General features: G+C 70.6%; 1 protein-coding gene. It reads right to left on the bottom strand.

Features of this window, described 5'->3' with window-relative positions; genetic code table 11:
- Positions 1-31: 31 nt before the first annotated feature.
- A partial coding sequence (locus tag RZA33_RS19790) for a hypothetical protein (RefSeq protein WP_317510065.1) occupies positions 32-238 on the bottom strand: 207 nt, incomplete at its 5' end.

The following is a 238-nucleotide window of genomic DNA, read 5'->3' as shown; positions in this document are numbered from 1 at the left end:
GCATTTGCATTTTACCGATCTCAGAGATCGATCAGGTCAGGCGCAGCGCGTTCACGCCGATCCAGCAGCCGGCGATCAGGAAGCCGATGCCGCTCAGGACGCGCAGCCAGCGCCAGGGCAGGGCCGCCCAGCTCCGCTCGCCGAGCAGTGCGGCGACGAACGCCACGCCGAACGCGCCGATCGATGCGCCGGCCGCCGCGAACCAGGCCTGGCCGCCGGTGGCGAGCGCGAGCGTGAA

The organism is Halovibrio sp. HP20-59, assembly GCF_033052795.2.
In the GTDB taxonomy this organism is placed as follows: domain Bacteria; phylum Pseudomonadota; class Gammaproteobacteria; order Pseudomonadales; family Halomonadaceae; genus Vreelandella.
This window is presented reverse-complemented; position numbering and strand designations above follow the sequence as displayed.